Source organism: Streptococcus sp. HMSC066E07 (assembly GCF_001814695.1).
Lineage (GTDB): Bacteria > Bacillota > Bacilli > Lactobacillales > Streptococcaceae > Streptococcus > Streptococcus hominis.
The window spans coordinates 1-18,482 of the sequence record NZ_KV817414.1 but is presented as its reverse complement, the minus strand read 5'-3'; the positions used below and the strand labels follow the sequence as shown (position 1 = coordinate 18,482).

Here is an 18,482-nt window from a genome sequence, read left to right as displayed (position 1 = left end):
ATTTTAAAGGATTAGAGAGAGGCTGGCTATGGCTAAATATGGATTTTTGGATATATTAAATGAAGAAATGGGGCAATGCTTTCCATTTGACTATGAGATAAACTGGGATAAGAAGAATCATGCCGTAGAAGTGTCCTTTCTCTTAGAAGTGCAAAATGCAAATGGCATCGAACTGTTAGATGTGGATGGAGAAAGTAGCACAGAAGACATTTTCTTTGAAGAAAGCGTTCTCTTTTATAATCCTACTAAGTCTCACCTTGAAACAGAGGATTATCTAACAATTGTCCCTTACGAGCCCAAAAAAGGTTTGTCTCGTGAATTCTTGACCTACTTTGTGGATTTTTTGAAGCAGACAGCCGAAGAGGGATTAGATGCTCTCATGGATTTTCTGGCAGATCCAGCGGCAGAGGAATTTGAAATCGTCTGGAATAATGAAGCTTTTGAAAAAGGCAGAGCAGGGCTGACGGAGACGGAATTTTATCCATATCCGAGGTACTAAAACACAAGGGTGTCCCAAGAAGACGACTAATTGTGCGGAGGAAAGTAAGAATGAGCGATATGACTGTTTTGCATCAAACGTTTGATTTCTCAGGCTGTAAAATTGCTTTGCTGCATGGTGATACAATTTTAACCATTTTAAGAGACGATATTTCGACTATTCCTTACCCGAATATGTGGGATTTTCCCGGCGGTGGGAGAGAAAAGGACGAGACGCCTTTTGAGTGCATTAAAAGAGAAGTCTTTGAGGAGCTGGGCATTGAACTGATGGAGGATTCCATTGCTTGGGTCAAATGTTATCAGGGATTTGTTCATCCTGAGAAAGTTTCTGTTTTCATGGTGGCTTCTATCTGTCAAGAACTGATAGATCAGATTGTCTTTGGTGACGAAGGACAGGGCTACAAATTAGTAAATATAGAAGAATTATTAGCGGATGAAAACGTCATCCCGCAGTTGAAAAGTAGATTGGGAGATTATTTGGAGGTGCAGAGATGATTCATATAGAACAAGCAGAAGCTACAGATTTAGAAACCATTATCAGTATTCAACGTGTTAGTTTTAAAGCTGTCTACGAAAAATATCATGACCAGTATGATCCTTATCTGGAAGATAGGGAGCGGATTAAGTGGAAGTTGGTGGAACGTCCTAATAGTTTTTACTATTTTGTCAAAGACGAAGAGGAAATTGTTGGCTTTCTTCGCTTGCAGACCAACGATGCGCGAACAGAAGGTTGGCTTGGGACAGCTGCGATTTTACCTCAGTATCAGCGAAAAGGCTATGGTTATGAAGGGATTCACCTGCTTGAGAAAACATTTTCGACGATTACTCAGTGGGATTTATGTACGGTTTTCCAAGATGAGCCTATGGTCAAATTTTATGAAAAATGCGGCTATCATCAAACGCATACTGAACCAGAGCAAGAGGGCATGGATATGGTTTATATGACGAAGAGTATTAAAAGAAAGGAATGACATATGAACACTTGGCAAGAACTAACCATTACGGTCAGCCGTGAGGCGGAAGAAGTGGTCAGCAATATTCTGATTGATTTAGGCAGTCAAGGCGTGGCTATTGATGACAGCGCAGATTATCTGGGGCAGGTTGACCAGTACGGTGAGCTTTTTCCAGAAGTTGAGCAGAGCGAGCGGGTCAGGATTACCGGCTATTATCCGGATTCGGTGGATATAGAGGATATTGCAGCTCAGGCCAATGAGCGACTGGCTGAGCTAGACGGCTTCGGCTTGGAGACGGGAGATATTGAGCTGACTCGTCAGGAACTGGCAGAGGAAGATTGGGCGGACAATTGGAAAAAATATTTTGAACCGGCTCGAATCACCCATGACTTGACCATCGTGCCGTCCTGGACGGACTACGAGGTGACCACTGGTGAGAAGATTATCAAGCTGGATCCTGGCATGGCCTTTGGTACGGGCACTCACCCGACGACCAAGATGAGCCTCTTTGCTCTGGAGCAGGTCCTGCGGGGCGGAGAAACGGTGCTGGATGTGGGTACAGGCAGTGGGGTTCTCTCCATTGCCAGCTCTCTCTTGGGTGCCAAGGAGATTTTCGCCTATGACCTAGACGATGTGGCTGTCCGTGTTGCTCAGGAAAATATTGCGCTGAATGCTGGGACTGAAAATATTCATGTGGCAGCTGGCGACCTTCTCAAAGGCGTTGATATTGAGGCTGATGTCATTGTAGCTAATATTCTGGCGGATATTTTGGTAAATCTGACGGATGATGCTTACCGTTTGCTTAAGGATGAGGGCTATCTGATTATGAGCGGGATTATCTCTGAGAAATGGGATCTGGTGCGGGAGTCAGCAGAAGCTGCTGGATTTTTCCTTGAGACCCACATGATTCAGGGCGAGTGGAATGCCTGTGTCTTTAAGAAAACCAAGGAGATTTCAGGAGTGATAGGAGGCTAGATGCAGCAGTATTTTGTGAAGGGACAGGTTGAAAAGCCTGTCATTATCAAAGATAAAGATACCCTTAAGCATATGTTTTCTGTGATGCGTTTGGTAGAAGATGATGAAGTGGTGCTGGTTTTTGAAGATGGCATTAAACGTCTAGCAAGAGTTGCGGATAGGGAGCGCCACGTGTTGAATCTGGTAGAAGCATTTCCAGATAACGCGGAGCTGCCGCTTCATGTGACGGTTGCTTCTGGCTTTCCCAAGGGAGACAAGCTGGAATGGGTGGCTCAGAAAACGACAGAACTGGGAGCAGCTGCTATCTGGGCTTTTCCAGCAGACTGGTCTGTAGCCAAGTGGGACGGTAAGAAATTAGCCAAAAAGGCAGAAAAACTTGAAAAGATTGTTTTGGGAGCAGCCGAGCAGAGCAAACGCAATCGGGTACCAGAAGTCCGACTTTTTGAGAAGAAAATTGACTTTTTAGATTGTTTGAGCCAGTTTGACCGCGTCATTGTAGCTTATGAGGAATCTGCCAAAGAGGGGGAGTCTGCTGCTTTGGTCAAGGCTGTGACAGGACTTGAAATAGGAAGTCGGATTTTATTTGTCTTTGGGCCAGAAGGCGGTCTGTCTCCAGCAGAAATTACTACATTGGAAGAAGCAGGAGCTATACTTGCAGGGCTAGGTCCACGTATCTTGCGGACAGAGACAGCTCCACTTTACGCATTAAGTGCAGTTAGTGTTTTGACAGAATTGATACAGTAGGAAAAAGTAGCTTTAATAGCTCTCATTTCTATTGTTCTTAACTCCTAACTTTGGTATAATATAAGTGAAATATCTAGTTTGGCTAGAAAGGATGGAAGCACGGAAACAAATCTGCTGGCTAGATTGCGAAAACTGCTTTTGCTTGGTAAGGAGAGGAGGTTCATCATGTCTTTATCTACCTTATTTGAGCTGTTTATTGCTATTTTAGGTGTTGTATCAGCTTGCTATCTCATTTATGCTTATGTTGAATTTATCGGAGATATGCTACATGCAGAAAAGCATCACCTCTTCCATCACAACCCGCCTATATAAAGGCGGGCTTTTTCTAAACTTAGAGTAATTACTATTTACTGGGTATGGCTTATATGTAATCGCAGTTTGAAAAAAATCGGCCATTTCTCACAGAAGCTTTGCATTCTTCTGTGTTTCCTTGTTTTCATATTGCCTTAAAAGTGATAAAATGGTAGGAAGAACTGGAGAGAGAACATGCCAAAAGAAGTGAATTTAACAGGCGATCAAGTGGTCGCTCTTACTAGAAAGTATTTATCATCAGAAGATGTCACCTTGGTGCAAAAAGCTCTATTCTATGCGGTAGATCGGCATCGGGGGCAATTTCGCCAATCAGGTGAGCCATATATCATCCATCCGATTCAAGTGGCAGGGATTTTAGCTAAGCTAAAGTTGGATGCGGTCAGTGTCGCTTGCGGTTTTTTACATGATGTTGTAGAAGACACAGCTGCAACTTTGGACGATTTGGAAGGCGAATTTGGACATGATGTGCGCGTGATTGTCGATGGTGTGACCAAACTTGGTAAAGTCAAGTATATGTCTCACGAGGAACAGTTGGCTGAAAACCACCGCAAAATGCTAATGGCGATGTCCAAGGATATCCGTGTCATTTTGGTAAAACTAGCAGACCGTTTGCACAATATGAGAACACTTAAGCACCTGCGCAAAGACAAACAGGAACGCATCTCACGCGAAACCATGGAAATTTATGCTCCATTAGCTCATCGTTTGGGGATTTCGAGTGTTAAATGGGAATTGGAAGATTTAGCTTTTCGATATTTGAATCCGACAGAGTTTTATAAGATTTCCCACCTGATGAAGGAAAAGCGTCGGGAACGTGAGGAATTAGTGGACGAAGTGGTTCATAAGATTGAAACCTATGCGTCTGAGCGTAATCTTCATGGGGAAATTTACGGTCGTCCAAAACATATTTATTCCATTTATCGGAAAATGCAGGACAAGAAAAAGCGTTTTGATGAAATTTATGACTTGATTGCTATTCGCTGCATTTTAGATACGCAAAGTGATGTGTATGCCATGCTGGGTTACATTCATGAACTTTGGCGACCAATGCCCGGACGTTTTAAAGATTATATTGCCAATCGCAAAGCAAACGGTTATCAGTCTATCCACACCACCGTTTATGGGCCTAAAGGTCCGATTGAGTTTCAAATTCGGACGAAAGAGATGCACGAAGTGGCTGAATACGGGGTTGCCGCTCACTGGGCTTATAAAAAAGGCATTAAAGGTCAAGTTGATAGCAAAGAATCTGCGATTGGAATGAACTGGATCAAGGAGATGATGGAACTCCAAGACCAGTCTAATGATGCGCAAGATTTTGTGGATTCTGTCAAAGAAAATTACCTGGCTGAGGAAATCTATGTTTTCACACCGGACGGAGCTGTCCGCTCGTTGCCAAAAGACTCTGGGCCGATTGATTTTGCATATGAAATCCATACCAAAGTTGGTGAAAAAGCGGTCGGTGCCAAGGTAAATGGTCGCATGGTGCCACTGACTACGAAGTTAAAAACAGGGGATCAGATCGAGATTATCACCAGTTCCAATTCCTTTGGACCAAGCCGTGACTGGATAAATGTTGTAAAAACAAGCAAGGCACGGAATAAGATTCGTCAATTTTTCAAAAACCAAGACAAGGAATTGTCCATTTCTAAAGGGCGCGAACTTTTACAGGCACAATTCCAAGAACATGGCTATGTAGCCAATAAATACATGGACAAAAAGCACATGGAAGAAGTCCTGCAAAAAACGAGCTACAAAACAGAAGAAGCTCTTTTTGCGGCAATTGGTTTTGGTGAGATTGGTGCGATTTCTATTTTTAACCGTTTGACAGAAAAAGAACGTCGTGAGGAAGAACGCGCTAAAGCGAGAGCTGAAGCAGAAGAGCTTGTCAAGGGCGGCGAAGTGAAACGGGAGAATAAAGAAACGCTGAAAGTCAAGCATGAGGGCGGCGTTATTATCCAAGGTGCGTCGGGGCTTTTGATACGGATTGCCAAATGCTGTAATCCAGTTCCTGGTGACGAGATTGTCGGGTACATTACCAAAGGTCGTGGGGTAGCAATTCACCGTAAGGACTGTATGAATCTGCGGGCGCAGGAAAATTATGAGCAGCGTTTGATTGATGTCGAATGGGAAGAAAATACCTCTACGAAAGAATATACAGCACACATTGATATTTATGGTTTGAATCGAGCAGGTCTTTTGAACGATGTGCTACAAGTCTTGTCCAATACAACCAAAAATATTTCTACTGTCAATGCACAGCCAACGAAGGATATGAAATTTGCAAACATCCATGTTTCTTTCGGAATCGCTAATTTATCTATGCTCACGACAGTTGTAGATAAGATTAAGAGCGTGCCAGAAGTTTATTCTGTCAAACGGACAAACGGCTAAGTGAGGACAACAGAGCGGAAATGTTTTGCTGGAATTGCGTTCTTGTAAATTTACTCACAAAATGTAACAGAAATTAGAAAGTTCAAAATGAAAATAGTGATTCAGCGTGTGAAGCGGGCTTCGGTATCGATTGATAGCAAACTTTACAATCAAATTCAGCAAGGACTGCTGTTGTTAGTCGGTGTTGCCCCAGATGATGATCAAGAAGATGTGGCGTATGCAGCGAGAAAAATTGCCAATATGCGGATTTTTTCAGATGATGAAGACAAGATGAACCTGTCCATTAAAGACGTAAAGGGAGAGATTCTTTCTATTTCTCAATTTACCCTTTACGCAGATACCAAAAAAGGGAATCGTCCTGCATTTACTGGTGCAGCGCAACCAGACTTGGCTAGTCAACTATATGATGACTTCAACGAATTGCTAGGTCGAGAAATAGCTGTTAAAACAGGTGTTTTCGCAGCTGATATGCAGGTTGAGCTAGTCAATGACGGACCGGTGACGATTGTGTTAGATACGAAGAATCGTTGAGAAAAGGATAAATAAAAACGAGTCTGGGACAAAACTGTTCCAGACTCATTTACTTTCTAGAAAGACATAGCAGTTGAGTGACTTCTAATTCGTTGATGTTATCAGCTTCGACTTCTTTTTAGATTTTCTCCACATAAAGCTGTTGAGCGATAACAGAGTTGACTTGCAGCTCTTTTCCATTGACCTTGAGCGCATACAGTTGAGCGTAAGGATCGTATTGTTCCAGTATCAGCGTATCTCCCAGATGTAAATTGTGCTTTTCCAAATATTTTAATAACTCAAATTCGTCATGGACACGTGCTAAGCGATAGGTTCCAGTATTTTCAACTCGATCCAATGTTAGCTGATACTTTTCAACTAGTAATTCACCTTTTGCTGGAATGGTTCCGCCGTGGGGGCAAGTTTCTGGGTAACCTAGCATTTTTTCTAAGCGCTCGACAAATAATTCTGAAACGGTGTGTTCTAAAACTTCTGCTTCCTCGTGGATTTGATCTGTTGTGGTGTATTGTAGATTGTGTACCAGAAAATATTCAATTAAGCGATGTTTGCGATATAGTTCAGAGACAAGGTGGAGACCAAGCCTGGTCAATAAATAGCCCTTAATCTTATCTTTTATAATTAATTTTTCAGCAATCATCTTTTTAATCATTTCTGTGACAGCAGGGGGAGACACCTGCATTTGGGCCGCGATTTCTTTATTTGTAATTTTTTGAGTATGCGTACCGATCTCATAAATACATTTGAGGTAATCTTCTTTGTTTGGGGTCATGTTGTCCTTTTACTCCTTATCTTACTAGTATATCAAAAATAACTTAAGAATACAGCCGATAACCGCTTGTTTCAGAGAATGTAAGGCTTATTATTCAAGAAGAATTTTAAGTAAAAAGGAACTGGCAATCAATTCCGGCTCCTTTTTCCATTTCTTATTTACTAAGACCTTCTGAAATCTTATCTAAGTTCCATTTCATCATGTCATAGTAGCTATCGCCTTTTTCTCCTTTTTCGGCGACTGAGTCAGTGAAAATTTTAGCATAAATTGGAATCTTTGTATCTTTTGAAACGGTCTTCATTGGACGTTCATCGACACTACTTTCGACAAAGAGTGAAGGGACTTTTGTTTTACGAAGTTTTTCAACTAGTGTTTTGATTTGGTCTGGAGTTCCTTCTTCTTCGGTGTTGATTTCCCAAATGTAAGCAGAAGGCACGCCGTAGGCTTTAGAGAAGTATTTGAAGCAACCTTCACTGGTAACAATCATTTTCTTTTCAGCAGGAATGTTGTTGAATTTTGCTTTTGCTTCCTTGTCCAATGCTTCAAGTTTCGCAGTATAGGCTTTCAAGTTCTTTTCGTAAGTTTCTTTATTCTTAGGATCTTTTTCAATCAAACGTTTTGCAATATTTTTTGCATAGATAATTCCGTTTTCAAGATTGAGCCAAGCGTGTGGATCTTCTTTTCCTTTTTCATTCTGACCTTCAAGATAAATGACCTCAACACCGTCACTTACAGCATAGTAATCTTTGTTTTCAGTCTTTTTCGCATTTTTAACTAATTTTGTAAACCAAGCATTTCCACCTGTTTCAAGATTGATACCATTATAGAAGATTAAATCAGCATTAGAAGTTTTCTTGACATCGTCTGGTAATGGTTCGTATTCATGTGGGTCTTTTCCAACTGGAACAATGCTGTGCAGATTGATTTTATCACCAGCGATATTTTTTGTAATATCAGCAATGATCGAGTTGGTAGCAACAACATTCAATTTTGAATTCTTAGTAGATGTTCCTTTCTGACCAGCGCAGGCAAAGAGTCCTACGACAGCCAAAAATAGAACGGCGACAAAACCTAATTTTTTCATATAAGGTTCTCCTTTGATAAATTTAATACTAACTTTATTTTAGCTTGGGTTTGTTTTTAAGTTTGTTAAATCGTTGTTTTGGAGCGATAAAGAAACTAATGGCAAAGATAATGGCGGACGTCAGTACAATGCTTGAGCCAGCCGCAACATTAAAGGTATAGCCAATGAAAAGTCCTAAGACAGATGCAATTGCCCCCAAGCTAGAAGACAAGATAATCATCGTTTTAAGACTGTTAGCGTAAAGATAAGCCGTAGCAGCAGGTGTAATCAGCATAGCAACAATCAAAATTGTTCCCACGCTTTGCATAGCTGTAACTGCAACCAGCGTCAAGAGAATCATTAAGAGATAATGATAAAGATTGACTGGCATCCCCATCGCTTTTGCCAGAAGTGGATCGAAAGAAGTAATCAATAATTCTTTGAAGAACATTCCAATGACAATCAGGACAGCGATTCCGACACCGATTGTAATCCACATATCAATGTCTTGCACAGCTAAGATATTTCCAAAAAGAATATGGAAAAGGTCGGTTGAACTATTAGCAACTCCAATCAAAATGACTCCAAGAGCTAAAAAGGAACTAAAAGTTATTCCAATGGCAGTATCACTTTTGATAATTGAATTTCCTTTAATATAAGTAATAATGACCGAAGCTAAAAGTCCAAAAACAATGGCTCCGATAAAGAAGTTGATTCCTAAAATAAAGGAGAGTGCAACTCCCGGCAAGACCGCATGTGAAATGGCATCGCCCATCAAAGACATGCCTCTTAGGATAATGAAGCAACCAACTGCTCCAGCAACAATCCCGATGACAATGGCTGTAATCAGCGCATTTTGTAGAAAATGGAAATTTTGTAGTCCATCAATAAATTCTGAAAACATATTAGAGACCTCCATTCACAAAAAGCTGAGAGCCATAGGCTTTTTTCAAGTTTTCTTCTGTGAAAGTTGATGAAGTTTCCCCAATGGCAATGAGTTCTTTATTCAAAATTAAAACTTGATCAAAGTAATGTGGGACTTTTCCTAAGTCATGGTGAACAATGAGAATCGTTTTTCCTTGTTCTTTTAGACTGCGTAGCGTTGTCATGATGATTTCTTCACTGATTGAATCAATCCCAACGAATGGTTCATCCAGAAAGATACAGTCAGCTTCTTGTACTAGACAGCGCGCAATCAAGATCCGTTGAAATTGCCCTCCTGACAATTGGCTGATTTGGCGTTCGGCATAATCCTCTAAGCCGACAATGCGTAGTGCATTTGTCACCTTGTCCCAGTCTGTGCTTGTTAGTCTGTGGAAGAGTTTCACTTTTGGATACAGTCCAAGAGACACACACTCTTTCACTTTGATAGGGAAATTATAGTCAATGTGAACTTTTTGTTCCACATAAGCTACATGGCCAAGTACCTTTGAGAATTCTTTATCATCAAGATAAGTTTGTCCAACATGATCAATGATGCCCAACATTCCTTTTAAAAGGGTGGATTTGCCAGCTCCGTTTGGACCGATAATTCCCATGATAGTTGGGCCTTGGATTTCCAAAGAAATCTGATTGAGAGCAAGCGTTTCCTGATAAGAGACACTTAAATTTTCGATACGTATCATTTTTATACACCCCTACCTTTAATATACATTAAAATAAAAATTAAGTCAAGTTAATTTTTAGAATTTTTAAGAAAAATCAGAAGCAAGGTTTGCCAGAAAACTCCCTTTTGATAAAAGTTTGATTATTCAGAACTTTTTTGATAGGATTAAGGTAAAACAATGAAAGCGAGAACAAGATGACACGTTTACAAGATGATTTTTTTGACTATGTTAATGGTGAATGGGAAAAAACAGCAGTTATTCCTGATGATAAACCTATGACAGGTGGATTTATGGATTTGGATCAAGATATTGAAAAATTGATGCTGGCTACAACTGATAAATGGTTAGCAGGTCAAGATGTGCCAGATGATCCAATCTTGCAAAATTTTGTGAAATACCACCGTTTGGTGGCAGATTTTGACGGACGGGAACGAGCAGGAGTTACCCCTGCAATGCCGCTGGTGGAAGAATATAAAGCTTTAAGTTCTTTCAAGGAGTTTGCAGCGAAGATTGCTGAGTATGAAATGGCTGGAAAGCCGAATGCTTTTACTTTTGACGTCGCGCCAGACTTTATGAATGCTAAAATGAATGTTCTCTGGGCCGATGCACCTGGAATTATTTTACCAGATACGACCTATTATGAAGAAGGAAATGAAAAAGGCAAGGAATTGCTGACAATCTGGCGCAAGATGCAGGAAGAATTATTACCTAAATTTGGCTTTTCGGCAGAAGAAACAAAAGATATTTTGGATAAATATCTGGAATTAGATGCTAAATTAGCTAAGTATGTCCTTTCCAATGAAGAAACTTCAGAATATGTGAAGTTATATCACCCTTATGATTGGGCAGATTTCACGAAGCTCGCTCCAGAATTGCCACTTGATGCAATTTTTACAGAGATTTTGGGACAAAGCCCAGACAAGGTGATTGTTCCTCAAGAGCGTTTTTGGAAAGAGTTTGCAGCGGAATATTATTCAGAAGAAAATTGGGAATATTTGCATGCAGGATTGAAATTGTTTGCGGCTGGAGCATGGACTTCTTTACTCACTGAAGAAATTCGTGTCCTTTCAGGGACCTATGCACGCGCTATCTCAGGTGTCCCAGAACCCCGTCCAAAAGAAAAGGCAGCTTACCAGCTAGCGCAAGGTCCGTATAGCCAAGCACTTGGTCTTTGGTATGCGGGAGAAAAATTCTCACCTGAAGCAAAAGCAGATGTAGAGCACAAAGTTGCTGCTATGATTGATGTTTATAAGTCGCGTCTGGAAACGGCGGATTGGCTCGCTAAGGAAACACGTGACAAAGCGATTGTCAAGCTCAATGTCATCACACCGCATATCGGCTATCCAGAGAAATTGCCAGAAACCTATGAGAAAAAAGTGATTGATGAGAATTTGAGCTTAGTTGAGAATGCTCGAAACTTAGCAAAAATTTCTATTGCGCATACATGGAGCAAGTGGAACAAGGAAGTGGATCGCAGTGAATGGCACATGCCAGCTCATATGGTCAACGCTTATTATGATCCACAGCAAAATCAAATTGTGTTCCCAGCAGCTATTCTCCAAGCGCCATTTTATGATTTACATCAATCTTCATCAGCTAACTATGGCGGCATCGGTGCGGTGATTGCTCATGAAATTTCTCATGCCTTTGACTCAAATGGAGCTTCATTTGACGAACACGGAAGTTTGAACAATTGGTGGAAGCCAGAAGATTACGAGGCCTTCCAAGCACGTACTCAAAAGGTGATTGAGCAATTTGACGGACAGGATTCTTACGGTGCTAAAGTCAATGGGAAACTAACTGTTTCAGAAAATATTGCAGACCTTGGTGGTATTGCGGCAGCACTGGAAGCCGCTAAGAAAGAAGCAGACTTCTCTGCAGAAGAGTTCTTTACTAATTTTGCTCGTATCTGGCGCATGAAAGCTCGTCCAGAATACATGCAAATGCTAGCCAGCGTGGACGTGCATGCTCCCGGAAAACTCCGGACAAATATTCAATTGCCAAACTTTGATGATTTCTTTACGACTTTTGATGTTAAAGAAGGTGATGGCATGTGGCGCAAACCAGAAGAACGCGTGATTATTTGGTAATGGCATCACTTTATTCAAAACCAGTTGGAATGGTCAGCTGGTTTTTTGTATGTTTAGCGTAGAGAGGCTGGCTAATTGCTTTGTCTTATGAATAAATTACACAAAGAAGGAAAGTTTTCATGGACTGAACAAATTAAAAAAACTGAAAATTTAATTTATTTCTCTGTTTGGGAGTGTTATAATGAATAAATATAGGATAGAATGAAGAACGTGAGGAGAAAGTGATGACAGAAGAGCAAGAAAAAATATCACGAGGCAGAAAGAAAGTGCTGATTGCTCGTTTGAAAGAACTGATCCAGCCTAAAATGAAACTGATTTATCTATCGGCTTTTTTAGCTTGGCTTCAATTCATCATGCGGATTTTGAGCTTTGTATTGATAGCAAAAGTTTTGTCGGATTTATATGAGGGAATACCATTGAATTTTTTGTCGGTTCTTTTTTGGCTGTTTTTCTTTTCTTGTTTAGGTTTTGCGCTTTCGCTTCTGGCGAAAAATTTTCAAGGAGTAGCTTCGCAGTTTGCTCGCAACAAACTAAAAGCAGCATTTTTTCAGGCTTTCGTAGATAAAGACGGAGAATTTCAGGATAGTAAGACGGCTGCAGATGTTTTGACGGTAGCGTCACAAGGAATTGACAGTTTGGATACGTATTATTCTTATTATCTCCCCTTAAATCTACGAACGTATTTGAATTGCTTGACAGTGTTGGTGATTGTGTTTTTTCTGTTCCCTGCTGGCGGTTTGATTTTTATTCTCTCGCTGCCTTTGATTCCTATGTCTATCATTCTCATGCAGAAGCGTTCGCGCAGGATTATGAATCGTTACTGGGCGTCTTATATGGATGTTGGCAATCTCTTTTTAGATGATCTTCAGGGGCTGAACACTCTTTATTCTTATCAGGCAGATGCTAAATATGAAAAGGAATTTGCAGCGCAGGCAGAGGATTTCCGTGATGCAACTATGGAACTTCTAGGATTTCAGCTGCAGTCAGTTGGCTACATGGATGCAGTCATGTACTTGGGGATTGGCGTGTCAGGATTCGTTGCAGCTTCCATGTTACAAGCAGGGCATTTATCACTGTTTGCTATGATTTACTTTGTTTTTATTGCGACTGAGTTTTTCACGCCGATTCGTGAAGCTGGTTATGGAATGCATTTAGTTATGATGAATACCAAAATGGCTGATCGAATTTTTGGATTTTTGGACTCAATTGAAAAAGAATCAAAAGAGGAACAGCAGGAATTGCCTCCTTTTAGTGAATTGACAGTTAATGGTTTGGATTTTGCTTTTGCGGATAGAAAATTATTTGAAAATCTAAGCTTTAAAATGAAACGTGGACAAATCTTAGCCATTGCAGGAGAAAGCGGCCGTGGGAAAACGACGTTAGCCAAGCTGTTGTTGGGGAAACGACAGGCGGACAGAGGTTCCATTTTCTTAGGAGAAAAAGAAATCAAAAGCCTATCCAAATCAACCATTTATCAGGAAGTCATGTATGTGTCAGCAAATAGTGTTCTTTTAAACGCATCCATTCTTGAAAATTTACAGTTGGCGGTAGATTGGTCGCGGGTTGAATTAGAGGACTGGCTGGCTGAAAAAGGCGTTTTAGCGTTTGTAAGAGATCTGCCTCAAGGTCTCGATACTCTTGTGGGGGAAAACGGCAGTCAATTATCACCGGGGCAACGCCAGCAGATCATTTGTGTGCGAGCTATCTTGGCCAAGCGTTCACTCTATCTGTTTGATGAAGTGACATCCAGTGTAGATAAAGACAATGAAGTGGCTATCTATGATTTGCTAAATTTGGTAGCGCAAGACGCACTTGTCATTGAGATTACTCACAAGATGAAACAAGTCGTTAAAGCAAGTCGAGTTCTCTTTATAGGAAAAGAAAAAACGGTTTTGGGAACACCGGCAGAAGTCTATGAACAGAGTGAAGAATACCGCCAATTGGCAAATACCCAGCAAGAATTGGAGGAATTAACGCATGGAAACTAAAAAACGTTACACAACTCGTGTTATCCTCAGCAGACTTTTTCAGGTGATGAACCATTTGCTCCCTTTTATTGCTCTAGCGGTTTTCTTTGCGGTGCTGGGCTTTGTCACGACGGTGGCAATTCCAACTCTGGTGATTGTATTAGGTTTCCATGCTTTAAATGGTCAGCAGCCTGCTTGGTGGAGTCTGATCTTACTGATTGGACTAGCCCTAGCTCGGGGCGCTTTTCGTTATGGCGAGCATTATTTCGGGCATTTTGTTGCCTTCCATTCTCTGGCGGATTTACGTAAACTCATTTTTGCGAAGCTTCGTCGTTTGGCACCAGCAAAGTTGGATCGTCAGGACAGCGGCAAATTGCTCAAGATGATTGGTGAAGATATTGAAGCGCTGGAAATCTTTTTTGCACATACGATAGCTCCTATTTGTACAGGGTTCTTGACAGCTCTTTTGATGGGAATGTATTTTGCATATTTCTCGTTTTGGTTTGCTTTAGTGACTTTAATGACTTATGGGATTTTAGCTATTATTTTACCGAGAATGTTTGCTCTCGGTTTACAAGATATTTTGCAGAAGCAAAATCAGGAACGCTCGAATTATGTTTCTTTTTTCTTGGAAAGTCTGAAAGCGATGGGCGATTTGTCTCAATTTGGCAAGAGTCACGAACGATTTGTAGAATTGACGGGCAAAAGTCAGACTGTGAACCAGTTGGAAAGACAGGTTACCCAGAAACAATATCTACAGCAAACGGTAACCTTTTTGGTGGTGGGACTGTCTCTTACAAGCGTTGCTCTTTTGGCATTCTATCAAGTGGAAAATCATCAGTTATCTTGGCAGGGAGCGGTTCTCGTTTTAGTTGCTTTTTCTAGCTCTTTTGCTCCTTTTTTAGAATTAGGCCGCCTGCCTTTAGGATTTAAACGTGCTATGAATGCTGGTCGTACTGTTTTTGCTCTCTTAGATGAGGTAGAGCCCGTCCAAACTGGTCAGGAAATAGCTGTCACTTTAGACGATATTCTGATTGAGAATATGGATTTTGCTTACGACAATCATCAGCAAAAGCTGTTTAATAATTTCTCTGCACATTTTGAAAAAGGGAAGATTATTGGCTTGATTGGTAAGAGTGGTAGTGGTAAATCAACCCTGATGAAGCTCATTATGCGTTGGTATGACAGCAATGCTGGTTCAGTTTTTCTTACTGGTGTAGACGCCAGAGAAATCAATCGTCAGCATTTGCAGGCTTCATTTGCCTATGTACCACAGATAGCTCAGCTTTTTCACCAATCTTTGAGAGAAAATCTTTTACTGGGGAGAAACGACATTAGTGATGAGAGTATCTGGAAGTTGGCAGAAAGATGCCGACTAAAAGAGTGTCTAGAAAGATTGCCGGATGGTTTGGATACAATTATTGACGGTGAGCGTGACTTTTCAGCTGGAGAAAGACAGCGTTTAGAGCTTATGCGGGCACTCTTGAAAAAGGCGGATTGTTATATCTTTGATGAGCCGACTAGCAATCTTGATTCGCTCAACGAAGCGGCGTTTCTATCTATTGTAAAAGAAGAATGCCAAGGAATGATTTTTATGATTTCACACCGTACGTCAACAGTGGCATTTGCAGGTGAAATCTATGAATTGGACGCATCGCGGTTAAAGCGACTGCAATAAAAAGGGTAGAATAAATGCTAGGCTTCATATTTGAGGATTTTCCATTTAGCTATGGAGTTAAAACTTCTCAATAAAATGAGCTAGAAAACAAATCTAGTTAGTAAAGTATTCTTTTTTGATTATGTTTCCTCTTTCCCTAATTATGCCTTTTAAAATCGCCTAAAAATGGTATAATAATAACATCACAAAATTGGAGTGAATCAATGACTTTTTATAATCACAAATCAATTGAAAAAAAATGGCAACATTATTGGGCTGAAAATCATACCTTCAAGACAGGAACAGATGCTGACAAACCAAACTTTTATGCGCTGGATATGTTTCCTTACCCATCTGGAGCAGGTCTACACGTAGGACACCCAGAAGGCTACACGGCGACTGATATTCTCAGCCGTTTCAAACGTGCTCAAGGCTACAACGTTCTTCACCCAATGGGCTGGGATGCTTTTGGGCTTCCTGCTGAGCAATACGCGATGGACACAGGAAATGACCCAGCTGAGTTTACGGCGGAAAATATTGCTAACTTCAAACGCCAAATCAATGCGCTTGGCTTTTCTTATGACTGGGATCGTGAAGTCAATACAACAGATCCAAACTACTATAAGTGGACTCAGTGGATTTTCACCAAGCTTTACGAGAAAGGCTTGGCTTATGAAGCGGAAGTCCCAGTAAACTGGGTTGAAGAACTAGGTACAGCCATCGCCAACGAAGAAGTCCTTCCTGACGGGACATCTGAACGTGGTGGTTACCCAGTTGTCCGCAAACCCATGCGCCAATGGATGCTGAAAATCACAGCTTATGCTGAACGTCTGCTGGAAGATTTAGAAGACCTTGATTGGCCAGAGTCTATCAAGGACATGCAACGTAACTGGATTGGTAAATCAACTGGTGCCAATGTTACCTTTAAAATTAAGGGTACTGACAAAGATTTCACCGTATTTACAACTCGTCCAGATACATTATTTGGTGCGACTTACGCTGTTTTAGCGCCTGAGCACCCACTTGTTGAAACTATTACAACACCAGAACAAGCGCAAGCAGTTGCTGACTACAAACATCAAGCAAGCCTTAAATCTGACCTTGCTCGTACGGACCTTGCTAAAGAAAAAACAGGTGTTTGGACTGGTAGCTATGCCATTAACCCAGTAAATGGTAAAGAAATGCCAATCTGGATTGCTGATTATGTTCTTGTAAGCTACGGTACTGGTGCTATCATGGCGGTTCCTGCTCACGATACACGTGACTGGGAATTCGCAAAACAATTCGGTTTGGAAATTATTCCAGTTCTTGAAGGCGGAAATGTTGAAGAAGAAGCTTACACAGAAGACGGACTTCATATCAATTCTGGTTTTCTAGACGGTCTTGATAAAGCGCAAGCTATTGACAAAATGGTTGAATGGCTTGAAGCAGAAGGCGCTGGTAACAAGAAAGTGACTTACCGCTTGCGTGACTGGCTCTTCTCACGTCAACGTTATTGGGGTGAACCAATCCCAATCATCCATTGGGAAGACGGCACAACAACAGCTGTTCCAGAAGAGCAATTACCACTTGTATTGCCAGTAACCAAAGACATCAAACCTTCCGGTACAGGGGAATCCCCACTTGCTAACTTGACCGATTGGCTGGAAGTGACCCGTGAAGACGGGGTGAAGGGCCGCCGTGAAACCAATACTATGCCTCAATGGGCTGGTTCCAGCTGGTATTATATGCGCTATATTGATCCACACAACGATGAAAAATTAGCAGATGAAGAATTGCTCAAGGCTTGGTTACCAGTTGATATTTACATCGGTGGTGCAGAACACGCTGTGCTTCACCTTCTTTACGCTCGTTTCTGGCATAAATTCCTTTATGATTTAGGTATCGTTCCAACCAAGGAACCATTCCAAAAGCTCTTTAACCAAGGGATGATTTTGGGATCAAGCTATCGTGACAGCAGAGGAGCTCTGATTGCCAGTGATAAGGTTGAAAAACGTGATGGCTCCTTCTTTAACATCGAAACCGGTGAAGAACTGGAGCAAGCTCCGGCGAAGATGTCTAAATCACTTAAAAACGTTGTGAACCCTGATGATGTGGTTGACCGTTATGGTGCGGATACGCTGCGCGTGTACGAAATGTTCATGGGACCGCTTGATGCGTCAATCGCTTGGTCTGAAGAGGGTCTTGAAGGCTCGCGTAAATTCCTCGACCGCGTTTACCGCTTGCTGACTAGCAAGGAAATTGTGGCAGAAAACAGTGGTGCGCTTGATAAAGTCTACAACCAGACAGTCAAAGCTGTAACTGAGCAGATTGAAGAACTCAAGTTCAATACAGCCATTGCCCAGCTCATGGTCTTTGTTAATAGCGCCAACAAGGAAGACCGTCTCTATGTGGAATATGCAAAAGGCTTGATCCAACTCCTAGCTCCATTTGCACCGCACTTGGCAGAAGAACTTTGGCAAGGATTGACACAATCAGGCGAGTCTATTTCATACGTTCTTTGGCCAACCTGGGATGAAGCAAAACTCGTTGAAGACGAGATTGAAATTGTTCTCCAAATCAAGGGCAAAGTTCGTGCGAAACTCGTTGTAGCAAAAGATTCCAGCCGTGAAGAACTTGAAAAACTTGCTCTTGCCAACGAAAAAATCAAGTCAGAAATCGCTGGCAAAGAAATCATCAAGGTGATTGTAGTCCCTAACAAACTTGTTAATATTGTTGTTAAGTAATAGGTTCTGTTAGCCGTAACACCAACATTTAATAGCTTCTCAGGCTATTGAAGTCACCTAAATTGGCGAATATTGTTGCGAAATAAAAGAAAAATGAGGATTCTGATAACATTTGGAATCCTTTTTTGCTACCTTAAACTAAAAAAGCTTAAACTTAAAAACAAGAAAATAAAAAAAGATGAAAAAAGGTATTGACAAG

Annotated in this window: 16 protein-coding genes; 12 read left to right on the top strand and 4 right to left on the bottom strand. The window is 41.2% G+C overall.

From position 1 onward, the window contains the following. Window positions 1-28: 28 nt before the first annotated feature. The 8 genes from HMPREF2984_RS01090 (at window position 29) to dtd (ending at window position 6,404) form a co-directional block, all read left to right on the top strand. Window positions 29-499, top strand: a complete 471-nt coding sequence (locus tag HMPREF2984_RS01090; protein ID WP_049533305.1) for a DUF3013 family protein — start codon at window positions 29-31, stop codon at window positions 497-499. Window positions 500-549: 50 nt separating this feature from the next. Further along, window positions 550-993, top strand: a complete 444-nt coding sequence (locus HMPREF2984_RS01085; protein WP_024052633.1) for an NUDIX hydrolase — start codon at window positions 550-552, stop codon at window positions 991-993. Then, on the top strand, window positions 990-1,469 hold the full coding sequence (locus HMPREF2984_RS01080; protein WP_059221200.1) for a GNAT family N-acetyltransferase: 480 nt from the start codon (window positions 990-992) through the stop codon (window positions 1,467-1,469). Before HMPREF2984_RS01085 ends, HMPREF2984_RS01080 begins: the two co-directional genes overlap by 4 nt. Before the next feature lie 3 nt (window positions 1,470-1,472). Further along, window positions 1,473-2,426, top strand: a complete 954-nt coding sequence (gene prmA, locus HMPREF2984_RS01075) for a 50S ribosomal protein L11 methyltransferase (protein ID WP_070670063.1) — start codon at window positions 1,473-1,475, stop codon at window positions 2,424-2,426. Beyond that, window positions 2,427-3,170 carry a 16S rRNA (uracil(1498)-N(3))-methyltransferase gene (locus HMPREF2984_RS01070; protein ID WP_070670061.1) on the top strand — a complete coding sequence of 248 codons (744 nt, stop codon included), beginning with the start codon at window positions 2,427-2,429 and terminating at the stop codon, window positions 3,168-3,170. It begins immediately after the preceding gene. A gap of 165 nt (window positions 3,171-3,335) precedes the next feature. Continuing rightward, window positions 3,336-3,482 (top strand): hypothetical protein, encoded by a 147-nt coding sequence (locus tag HMPREF2984_RS09705; RefSeq protein WP_003028899.1) that lies wholly within the window; start codon window positions 3,336-3,338, stop codon window positions 3,480-3,482. 174 nt (window positions 3,483-3,656) lie between these two features. Further along, complete coding sequence (locus HMPREF2984_RS01065; RefSeq protein WP_049533310.1) at window positions 3,657-5,873, top strand: RelA/SpoT family protein; 2,217 nt, start codon at window positions 3,657-3,659, stop codon at window positions 5,871-5,873. An 87-nt stretch (window positions 5,874-5,960) separates the two neighbouring features. Further along, window positions 5,961-6,404 (top strand): D-aminoacyl-tRNA deacylase, encoded by a 444-nt coding sequence (gene dtd, locus HMPREF2984_RS01060; protein WP_003038975.1) that lies wholly within the window; start codon window positions 5,961-5,963, stop codon window positions 6,402-6,404. 118 nt (window positions 6,405-6,522) lie between these two features. On the opposite strand, the gene HMPREF2984_RS01055 is transcribed toward dtd, so the two are convergent. The 4 genes from HMPREF2984_RS01055 to HMPREF2984_RS01040 all read right to left on the bottom strand — a co-directional run bounded on the left by HMPREF2984_RS01055 (window position 6,523) and on the right by HMPREF2984_RS01040 (window position 9,861). Then, complete coding sequence (locus HMPREF2984_RS01055; protein ID WP_070670059.1) at window positions 6,523-7,173, bottom strand: metal-dependent transcriptional regulator; 651 nt, start codon at window positions 7,171-7,173, stop codon at window positions 6,523-6,525. 154 nt (window positions 7,174-7,327) lie between these two features. Further along, complete coding sequence (locus HMPREF2984_RS01050; protein WP_049533312.1) at window positions 7,328-8,257, bottom strand: metal ABC transporter substrate-binding protein; 930 nt, start codon at window positions 8,255-8,257, stop codon at window positions 7,328-7,330. A gap of 34 nt (window positions 8,258-8,291) precedes the next feature. After that, the gene (locus HMPREF2984_RS01045; protein WP_306806811.1) at window positions 8,292-9,140 is read right to left on the bottom strand and encodes a metal ABC transporter permease; all 849 of its coding nucleotides are present in this window, start codon (window positions 9,138-9,140) and stop codon (window positions 8,292-8,294) included. 1 nt (window position 9,141) lies between these two features. Further along, window positions 9,142-9,861, bottom strand: coding sequence for a metal ABC transporter ATP-binding protein (locus HMPREF2984_RS01040; RefSeq protein WP_070670055.1), 720 nt, complete (start codon window positions 9,859-9,861; stop codon window positions 9,142-9,144). A 176-nt stretch (window positions 9,862-10,037) separates the two neighbouring features. Between HMPREF2984_RS01040 and HMPREF2984_RS01035 the strand changes: the two genes are divergently transcribed. The 4 genes from HMPREF2984_RS01035 to leuS all read left to right on the top strand — a co-directional run bounded on the left by HMPREF2984_RS01035 (window position 10,038) and on the right by leuS (window position 18,283). After that, the gene (locus tag HMPREF2984_RS01035; protein WP_070670053.1) at window positions 10,038-11,933 is read left to right on the top strand and encodes a M13 family metallopeptidase; all 1,896 of its coding nucleotides are present in this window, start codon (window positions 10,038-10,040) and stop codon (window positions 11,931-11,933) included. A 224-nt stretch (window positions 11,934-12,157) separates the two neighbouring features. Beyond that, window positions 12,158-13,921, top strand: coding sequence for an ABC transporter ATP-binding protein/permease (locus HMPREF2984_RS01030; RefSeq protein WP_070670051.1), 1,764 nt, complete (start codon window positions 12,158-12,160; stop codon window positions 13,919-13,921). Next, entirely contained in the window at window positions 13,911-15,578 is a 1,668-nt protein-coding gene (locus tag HMPREF2984_RS01025; RefSeq protein ID WP_070670049.1) for an amino acid ABC transporter ATP-binding/permease protein, read from the top strand. The genes HMPREF2984_RS01030 and HMPREF2984_RS01025 overlap by 11 nt, the downstream gene beginning before the upstream one ends. Before the next feature lie 203 nt (window positions 15,579-15,781). Further along, window positions 15,782-18,283, top strand: a complete 2,502-nt coding sequence (gene leuS, locus HMPREF2984_RS01020) for a leucine--tRNA ligase (protein ID WP_070670047.1) — start codon at window positions 15,782-15,784, stop codon at window positions 18,281-18,283. The last annotated feature ends 199 nt before the right edge of the window (window positions 18,284-18,482 follow it).

Coding starts and splice junctions, on each gene's coding strand:
- HMPREF2984_RS01090 (WP_049533305.1), top strand. CDS start 29: ATGGCTAAATATGGATTTTTGGATATATTAAATGAAGAAATGGGGCAA.
- HMPREF2984_RS01085 (WP_024052633.1), top strand. CDS start 550: ATGAGCGATATGACTGTTTTGCATCAAACGTTTGATTTCTCAGGCTGT.
- HMPREF2984_RS01080 (WP_059221200.1), top strand. CDS start 990: ATGATTCATATAGAACAAGCAGAAGCTACAGATTTAGAAACCATTATC.
- prmA (WP_070670063.1), top strand. CDS start 1,473: ATGAACACTTGGCAAGAACTAACCATTACGGTCAGCCGTGAGGCGGAA.
- HMPREF2984_RS01070 (WP_070670061.1), top strand. CDS start 2,427: ATGCAGCAGTATTTTGTGAAGGGACAGGTTGAAAAGCCTGTCATTATC.
- HMPREF2984_RS09705 (WP_003028899.1), top strand. CDS start 3,336: ATGTCTTTATCTACCTTATTTGAGCTGTTTATTGCTATTTTAGGTGTT.
- HMPREF2984_RS01065 (WP_049533310.1), top strand. CDS start 3,657: ATGCCAAAAGAAGTGAATTTAACAGGCGATCAAGTGGTCGCTCTTACT.
- dtd (WP_003038975.1), top strand. CDS start 5,961: ATGAAAATAGTGATTCAGCGTGTGAAGCGGGCTTCGGTATCGATTGAT.
- HMPREF2984_RS01055 (WP_070670059.1), bottom strand. CDS start 7,173: ATGACCCCAAACAAAGAAGATTACCTCAAATGTATTTATGAGATCGGT.
- HMPREF2984_RS01050 (WP_049533312.1), bottom strand. CDS start 8,257: ATGAAAAAATTAGGTTTTGTCGCCGTTCTATTTTTGGCTGTCGTAGGA.
- HMPREF2984_RS01045 (WP_306806811.1), bottom strand. CDS start 9,140: ATGTTTTCAGAATTTATTGATGGACTACAAAATTTCCATTTTCTACAA.
- HMPREF2984_RS01040 (WP_070670055.1), bottom strand. CDS start 9,861: ATGATACGTATCGAAAATTTAAGTGTCTCTTATCAGGAAACGCTTGCT.
- HMPREF2984_RS01035 (WP_070670053.1), top strand. CDS start 10,038: ATGACACGTTTACAAGATGATTTTTTTGACTATGTTAATGGTGAATGG.
- HMPREF2984_RS01030 (WP_070670051.1), top strand. CDS start 12,158: ATGACAGAAGAGCAAGAAAAAATATCACGAGGCAGAAAGAAAGTGCTG.
- HMPREF2984_RS01025 (WP_070670049.1), top strand. CDS start 13,911: ATGGAAACTAAAAAACGTTACACAACTCGTGTTATCCTCAGCAGACTT.
- leuS (WP_070670047.1), top strand. CDS start 15,782: ATGACTTTTTATAATCACAAATCAATTGAAAAAAAATGGCAACATTAT.